Genomic DNA, 5,838 nt, shown 5'->3' with positions numbered 1-5,838 from the left:
CTGCAGGAACCCGGTGATGCCGGTCAACGGCATGGACCCGCCGGGGATGATTTCAGCCGTGTCCGGCAGATCGCCGGCATCGGTTTCTTGCCAGACGAGCGCATGTGCGCCCTGCGAGAAGGTAACGGCTGCCAGGAATGCGGCGGCGGCCACTGTCAAACACTTCATTGCCTAGGTCCCTTCTGGGTGAGAAGAACGACTGCGTTAACCCTTCGCTACCGATGAGCAACGTAGGGACAGCAGTTGTCACATATTTCACGCCAAATGGCCCCCCTCATTCGTGGGGATAGCCCGGGTACCAGGGAACTTTCGGTGTAACGAGACGCTTACTTCAGCGCCAAGCCGGTGCGCAGCACGCACCGTTGTTGAACACACGCGGCGCCCGGGTCGGTGACCACCGAGCAGGTGGACATGCGTCCGGCCGGCGCGGCCGCCGAGCCGGCCTGTGTGTATTGCGCGGCCAGGGCCTGGATGCGGGGCGCATCGGCGGTCTGGCTCGACCAGGGAAAGTAGGCCTCGGGCCCGCCGCAGGCCTTGCTGCCCACGGCCACGGTGTGGCATTGCTGGTCGCTCTGGCAGAGTGCGGGGCCGATGGCATCGACCAGCGCCTGGCGCGCCGACACGGCCTGCGTGGCGGGCGACGCCGCAGGCCGGGCGTCGGGCGCGGCCTGCACGCAGGCGGCCAGCGTACCGGCCAGGCCCAGCGCGCCGAGCAGCCGGGCGCGGATCATGCGGGGCTGTGCAGGTCGCGCAGCACCGTGGGGCCGGCGCGGCGTTCGATGTCGGCCAGCAGCGTGCGGCACCAGCCCATCGAAAACAGCAGTTCGGCCGCCACGAACATCGGCCCGATGAGCAGGCCGGTCAGGTCGTCCACGAAGGCCGGCTTGCGCCCTTCGTAGTAATGCCCCACGAACTGGATCAACCACCCCAGCACGAAACTGCCGATGCCCCAGCCCAGCCACTGCGCCATGCTGCCGCCCGCCACCGTGTGCCCCAGGCCCACCAGCAGCGCATTGAGCAGGCTCACCGCCAGGCCCACCGCCAACTGCCCGCGGCTCAGGTACCACAGGGTGGCCAGGCCCCACACGATCCAGGCCGGCGTCAATGAGACGCTGGCGGTGCCCAGCACCGGCCGCGCCAGCAGCACCCCCACCGCGAACACGATCAGCGGGATGCCGACGAAATGCGTGGCGATGTTGCGTCGGTCCCGGTGGTAGGTGGCGTACTGCGCCAGCAGCTCGGTGGTGTTGCGCATGAAGACGGTCTCCGAAAGGCGTGTGCGTTGAACGGCTTGACAACGACGATAGCAGCGGCGGCGCGGGCTTGCAGCGGAACTTACCCGTCGCACCTGCATCCGCCATGGGGTTCGTGAAAGAAGGAGCGAGAGGCCTTTCCATGTCTGACCGTGATCTGTTCGAGGCGTTCAACGCGTCGCCGGGCCTGCATGGCAGCCTGCTGTGGCTGCTGCGCCTGCTGTCCAGCCATGTGTCCTGGCTGACCGTCGTGGCCTTGTGCGCCACGCTGGTGTTCGGCCCGCCGGCGCTGCGCCGCGCGATGGCGCGGCTGGTGACGGGCGCGCTGCTGGCCGCACTGCTGGGGCTGGTGATCTCGCTGCTGCTGCAGTCGCCGCGGCCGGGCGACCTGTCGCTGGGCCACCAGTACCTGCATCCGCTGCTGGCGTCGGGCTTTCCCAGCGTGCACGTCACGGTGCTGTGGGCGCTGGCGCTGGGCGCGCTCACGCTGCGGCCGGCCTGGCCGCGCCTGGGCGCGGTGATGCTGCCGCTGGGCCTGCTGGTGGGCTGGGCGCGCATCTACCTGGGCGTGCAGTTCCCGTCGGACGTGCTGGCGGCCTTTCCGGTGGCGGCGGTGGCCGTGGGCCTGACCTGGCTGCTGCGCCGGCCGCTGGAAGTGGAGGTCACGCTGCCGCTGCTGCGCTGGATCGACGGGCTGCGGGGTCGCTCGCGCAGCGACCGTTGAGGCGCGGCGCGCTGCCTACAATCCGGCGCTCGACAGGAGCAGCCCCCGCATGAGCATCAAGAGCGATCGATGGATCCGCCGCATGGCCGAACAGGCCGGCATGATCGAGCCGTTCGAGCCCGGGCAGGTGCGCACGGCGGCCGACGGCCACCGCATCGTCAGCTACGGCACCAGCAGCTACGGCTACGACATCCGCTGCGCGCCCGAATTCAAGATCTTCACCAACATCAACTCGACCATCGTCGACCCGAAGAACTTCGACGAGAAGAGCTTCGTCGACTTCGAGGGCGACGTCTGCATCATCCCGCCCAACAGCTTCGCGCTGGCGCGCACGGTGGAGTACTTCCGCATCCCGCGCAACGTGCTCACCATCTGCCTGGGCAAGAGCACCTATGCCCGCTGCGGCATCATCGTCAACGTCACCCCGTTCGAGCCCGAATGGGAAGGCTACGTGACGCTGGAGTTCAGCAACACCACGCCGCTGCCCGCCAAGATCTACGCGGGTGAAGGCTGCGCGCAGGTGCTGTTCTTCGAGAGCGACGAAGTGTGCGAAACCAGCTACAAGGACCGCGGTGGCAAGTACCAGGGCCAGCGTGGCGTGACCTTGCCCAAGGCCTAGGCACTGCCATTGCCGCGGTACCGCAAGCAAAAAAGCAGGAGGCGGCGATGAAGTGGGAAGGCGAACAGCAAAGCAGCAATGTGGAAGACCGCCGCAGCGGTGGTGGCGGTGGCGGCGGCGGCTTCGGCCTGGGCGGTGGCAGCATCGGCCTGGGCGGCGTGGCCGTGGCCCTGGTGGCCGGCTGGATCTTCGGCATCAACCCGCTGACCATCCTGGGCCTGATGGAAGGCGGCGGCAGCGCGCCCAGCAGCCAGAGTGCGCCCGCGCATCCGCCGCCGGCCAACGACCGTGAAGCGGCCTTCGTGTCCACCGTGCTGGCCGACACCGAACAGGTGTGGCGTGCCCAGCTGCAGCGCGGCGGCGTGCAGTACCGCGACCCCAAGCTGGTGCTTTTCCGTGGCCGCATCGGCACCGCCTGCGGCACCGGCCAGTCGGCCATGGGGCCCTTCTACTGCCCGGGCGACCAGAAGATCTACATCGACCTCGGCTTTTTCGACACACTGCGCCAGCAGCTGGGCGCGCCGGGCGACTTTGCGCAGGCCTACGTCATCGCGCACGAGGTGGGCCACCATGTGCAGAACCAGCTCGGCATCACCGACAAGGTGGACGCGATGCGGGGCAAGGTGGGCGAGCGGCAGATGAACCAGCTGTCGGTGCGGGTGGAACTGCAGGCCGATTGCCTGGCCGGCGTCTGGGCGCACGATTCGCAGCAGGGCAAGGGCTGGCTGGAGCAGGGCGACCTGGAAGAGGCGATGAACGCCGCCTCGCGCATCGGCGACGACACGCTGCAGCGCCAGTCGCAGGGCACGGTGGTGCCCGAGACCTTCACCCACGGCACCAGCGCACAACGGGTGGCCTGGTTCAAGCGCGGCCAGGCCTCGGGCAACATGAACGACTGCAACACCTTCGACGCGCGCAACCTGTAAGCCCTGGTCAATCACGGAGGGCCCCCATGCGTCACCTGGTGCGTTCAGCCGCCCTGATCGAAGCCTGGTTCGACATGCTGCCGCCACAGCAGCAGCCGGCCGCGCGGGCCTTGCAGGCGGTGGTGCTGCGCACCGCGCCCTCGCTGGGGCAGGCGGTGAAATGGGGCAACCTGATCTTCACCGTGAACCACCTGCATGCGCTGGCCATCGCGCCCTACAAGGCGCACATCCACCTGCAGGTGTTCCGCGGCGCGGCGCTGCTGCCGCGTTTTCCGATGCTCGAAGGCACGGGCCGCGGCCTGCGCCACCTCAAATGGCGATACGGCCAGCCGCTGGATGAAGGGCTGGTGGCCGACCTTGTGCTGGCCACGCTGGCCGTGATGCAGCAGCCGCCGGGGCCGGACGACCCGGCGCCCTGATCGCGGCGCGGCGGGCGCCGCGCGTGCTCAGGCCTGCACCACGCCGGTGGAGGCGCCGCGGTCGGGCACGCCGCTGGCGCCGTACAGCGCACCGCCCTGGCCGGGCATCAAGGCATCGATGGCACGGTCAAGCGCAGCGGTGGCACGCGCCAGGCTTTCGCGCTGCGCCGCCACGCGGCCGCTGGCGGCCGCCAGACGCTGGCGCAGCGCCGGGGGCACGCCACCCTGCCGGGCGGCCTGCGCAAAGCGGTTGACCGCGGTGGCCAGCGAGCGGTGCAGCTCGGTGGCCTGCTTCTCGATGGCCGCGGCATTGCTGTCCTGCAGCGCCTGCCCCAGGCTGCTGAGGTGAAGCTCCACCGCGGCGAGCGCAACCTCCAGCTCCTGGCTCTTGGACGACGGGCCGGCGGTGGTGGAGGGGTTCAGCATGGCGGCAGAAGCTGCGGGGTTGATCAGTGGGAACCGCGGCTCAGCAGTTCCTGGGCGTTGGAAATCAGCTTGTCGGCGATCGCCTCGGCGTTCACCTGGTACTTGCCGTCGCGGATGGCGTTGGACACGCGCTCGACCTTGGCGGCGTCGAATTCGGCATTGCCGTCACCCAGCGACTTGGCGGTCGATGACAGCGTCACCTGCGCGCTGGCCTCGGGGGTGGCGGTCTTCTCCGGCTTGGCGGCGGGGGCGGCGGTCGGCGCATTGCGCTCGCCGGTCACCGGCGCCAGCGGCTTGTTGTCGATGGAACCGATCTTCATGGGGTGCTCCTGTCAGCGGGGAGAGGCCGCCTTTTCAACATGCTCGTTGTATCGGTGGCCGCTGACGGGACTTTAGGGCTTGCGAGCTCTAATTTGTGGATCACAGCGTGACCTCCACCTGCCGCTCGGCCACGGCCTGGCCGGTGAGCACCCGCCCGTTTTCGGTTCTGACACGCACGGCTTGACCCTCGATACCGGGGGTCATGGCCTGGCCTTCACCCACCACGCTGTAGCCCTGGCCCTGGGCCACGACCCTCACGGTCTCGCCGGCGGCAAACCACTGGCGGGCGCGCAGGTCGCGCTGGTGCAGCGCTTCGCCGGCGGCCAGCGGGCGTGCCAGCGTGCGGCCCAGCACCAGCGCGCTCTCGCGCACCGGCGGCGAGGGGTCGGCCGCGATGTCTGTTTCAGCCAGTTGCAAGTCGCCGGCTTCCAGCGTGGCGCCGGTGGGCAGCGCGCGGGTGGCCACCAGCGATGACGCGAACACCTGCACCGTGACGGGCAGGAACACGTTCCAGCGGGTGGGGCCCTGCAGGCAGCGCAGGCCGATGCGGGCCTTGCCCCACAGGCGCACGCCGGGCGGCAGGTAAGGCTCCACCTGCTGGCACGGCGCCAGCTTCAGGCGCGGGTCCAGCTCGCCCAGTTCGATGTCCACCCGCATGCCGGGCACCGCGGTGCGGGAGGCGGCTTGCGCCAGTTCACGCACCTGGCGGGCCAGCGCAGCGTCCACGCCGCGCGGCGGTGGCGGCTCGGCGCCCTGGGCCGACGCCACGGCGGCGGCCAGCAGCGGCGCCCAGGCCGCTGCACGGCATGCGCGGGCCAGGAAGGGCCGGCGGGGCGTGGCAGGGGCGGGGGTTTGCATGGCAGCCAATGTAGGGGCGGGCTGCCGGCCGCGGGGCCGTGAAGTGGCGGCGGAAGACCCCGCTATTCGCGCTGATGGTGCCTGCACCCGCTGTCGACAATGGGCCGCACCCGGTAGACCCGGCAGAGCCCACCCGAGGGACTTCGATGATCGAACGCCTCACCGACACGCTGAACTTCCAGACGCAGGCCTTGCAGCTGCGCTCGGAACGCCAGCAGATGATCGCCAGCAACATCGCCAACGCGGACACGCCGGGCTATGTGGCGCGCGACATGGATTTTTCGCAGGCGCT

The 5,838-nt window shown here is 69.8% G+C and carries 10 protein-coding genes; 5 read left to right on the top strand and 5 right to left on the bottom strand.

Annotation, left to right across the window (positions count from 1 at the left end; all coding sequences use genetic code 11):
• Positions 1–326: 326 nt before the first annotated feature.
• Positions 327–731, bottom strand: a complete 405-nt coding sequence (locus tag ABNT58_RS25830) for a hypothetical protein (protein WP_348756246.1) — start codon at positions 729–731, stop codon at positions 327–329.
• A complete protein-coding gene (locus ABNT58_RS25825; RefSeq protein ID WP_348756245.1) occupies positions 728–1,255 on the bottom strand; it encodes an Mpo1-like protein in 528 nt (175 codons plus the stop codon). The genes ABNT58_RS25830 and ABNT58_RS25825 overlap by 4 nt, the downstream gene beginning before the upstream one ends.
• Before the next feature lie 140 nt (positions 1,256–1,395).
• Here ABNT58_RS25825 and ABNT58_RS25820 point away from each other — a divergent pair, with 140 nt between their 5' ends.
• Genes ABNT58_RS25820 through ABNT58_RS25805 form a run of 4 tightly spaced genes read left to right on the top strand, consistent with a single transcriptional unit; the run spans position 1,396 to position 3,941 of the window.
• Complete coding sequence (locus ABNT58_RS25820; RefSeq protein ID WP_348756244.1) at positions 1,396–1,977, top strand: phosphatase PAP2 family protein; 582 nt, start codon at positions 1,396–1,398, stop codon at positions 1,975–1,977.
• 49 nt (positions 1,978–2,026) lie between these two features.
• Positions 2,027–2,596 (top strand): dCTP deaminase, encoded by a 570-nt coding sequence (gene dcd / locus ABNT58_RS25815; protein ID WP_348756243.1) that lies wholly within the window; start codon positions 2,027–2,029, stop codon positions 2,594–2,596.
• Positions 2,597–2,643: 47 nt separating this feature from the next.
• Positions 2,644–3,522: a neutral zinc metallopeptidase gene (locus ABNT58_RS25810; protein WP_348756242.1), complete on the top strand. Its 879-nt coding sequence runs from the start codon at positions 2,644–2,646 to the stop codon at positions 3,520–3,522.
• A 26-nt stretch (positions 3,523–3,548) separates the two neighbouring features.
• Positions 3,549–3,941: a DUF1801 domain-containing protein gene (locus ABNT58_RS25805; RefSeq protein WP_348756241.1), complete on the top strand. Its 393-nt coding sequence runs from the start codon at positions 3,549–3,551 to the stop codon at positions 3,939–3,941.
• Positions 3,942–3,968: 27 nt separating this feature from the next.
• On the opposite strand, the gene ABNT58_RS25800 is transcribed toward ABNT58_RS25805, so the two are convergent.
• The 3 genes from ABNT58_RS25800 to flgA form a co-directional block, all read right to left on the bottom strand.
• A complete protein-coding gene (locus tag ABNT58_RS25800) occupies positions 3,969–4,367 on the bottom strand; it encodes a hypothetical protein (protein WP_348756240.1) in 399 nt (132 codons plus the stop codon).
• A 23-nt stretch (positions 4,368–4,390) separates the two neighbouring features.
• The gene (gene flgM / locus ABNT58_RS25795) at positions 4,391–4,687 is read right to left on the bottom strand and encodes a flagellar biosynthesis anti-sigma factor FlgM (RefSeq protein WP_348756239.1); all 297 of its coding nucleotides are present in this window, start codon (positions 4,685–4,687) and stop codon (positions 4,391–4,393) included.
• A gap of 100 nt (positions 4,688–4,787) precedes the next feature.
• Positions 4,788–5,546: a flagellar basal body P-ring formation chaperone FlgA gene (gene flgA / locus ABNT58_RS25790; protein WP_348756238.1), complete on the bottom strand. Its 759-nt coding sequence runs from the start codon at positions 5,544–5,546 to the stop codon at positions 4,788–4,790.
• 146 nt (positions 5,547–5,692) lie between these two features.
• Here flgA and ABNT58_RS25785 point away from each other — a divergent pair.
• Positions 5,693–5,838, top strand: a 146-nt coding sequence (locus tag ABNT58_RS25785) for a flagellar basal body protein (protein ID WP_348756247.1), incomplete at its 3' end; no start/stop codon positions are given.

Origin of the sequence: uncultured Aquincola sp., from assembly GCF_964001545.1 — a bacterium.
GTDB lineage: Bacteria > Pseudomonadota > Gammaproteobacteria > Burkholderiales > Burkholderiaceae_C > Aquincola.
The sequence above is the reverse complement of the archived record's forward strand: the minus strand, read 5'-3'. Positions and strand labels throughout refer to the sequence as shown.

Coding starts and splice junctions, on each gene's coding strand:
- ABNT58_RS25830 (WP_348756246.1), bottom strand. CDS start 731: ATGATCCGCGCCCGGCTGCTCGGCGCGCTGGGCCTGGCCGGTACGCTG.
- ABNT58_RS25825 (WP_348756245.1), bottom strand. CDS start 1,255: ATGCGCAACACCACCGAGCTGCTGGCGCAGTACGCCACCTACCACCGG.
- ABNT58_RS25820 (WP_348756244.1), top strand. CDS start 1,396: ATGTCTGACCGTGATCTGTTCGAGGCGTTCAACGCGTCGCCGGGCCTG.
- dcd (WP_348756243.1), top strand. CDS start 2,027: ATGAGCATCAAGAGCGATCGATGGATCCGCCGCATGGCCGAACAGGCC.
- ABNT58_RS25810 (WP_348756242.1), top strand. CDS start 2,644: ATGAAGTGGGAAGGCGAACAGCAAAGCAGCAATGTGGAAGACCGCCGC.
- ABNT58_RS25805 (WP_348756241.1), top strand. CDS start 3,549: ATGCGTCACCTGGTGCGTTCAGCCGCCCTGATCGAAGCCTGGTTCGAC.
- ABNT58_RS25800 (WP_348756240.1), bottom strand. CDS start 4,367: ATGCTGAACCCCTCCACCACCGCCGGCCCGTCGTCCAAGAGCCAGGAG.
- flgM (WP_348756239.1), bottom strand. CDS start 4,687: ATGAAGATCGGTTCCATCGACAACAAGCCGCTGGCGCCGGTGACCGGC.
- flgA (WP_348756238.1), bottom strand. CDS start 5,546: ATGCAAACCCCCGCCCCTGCCACGCCCCGCCGGCCCTTCCTGGCCCGC.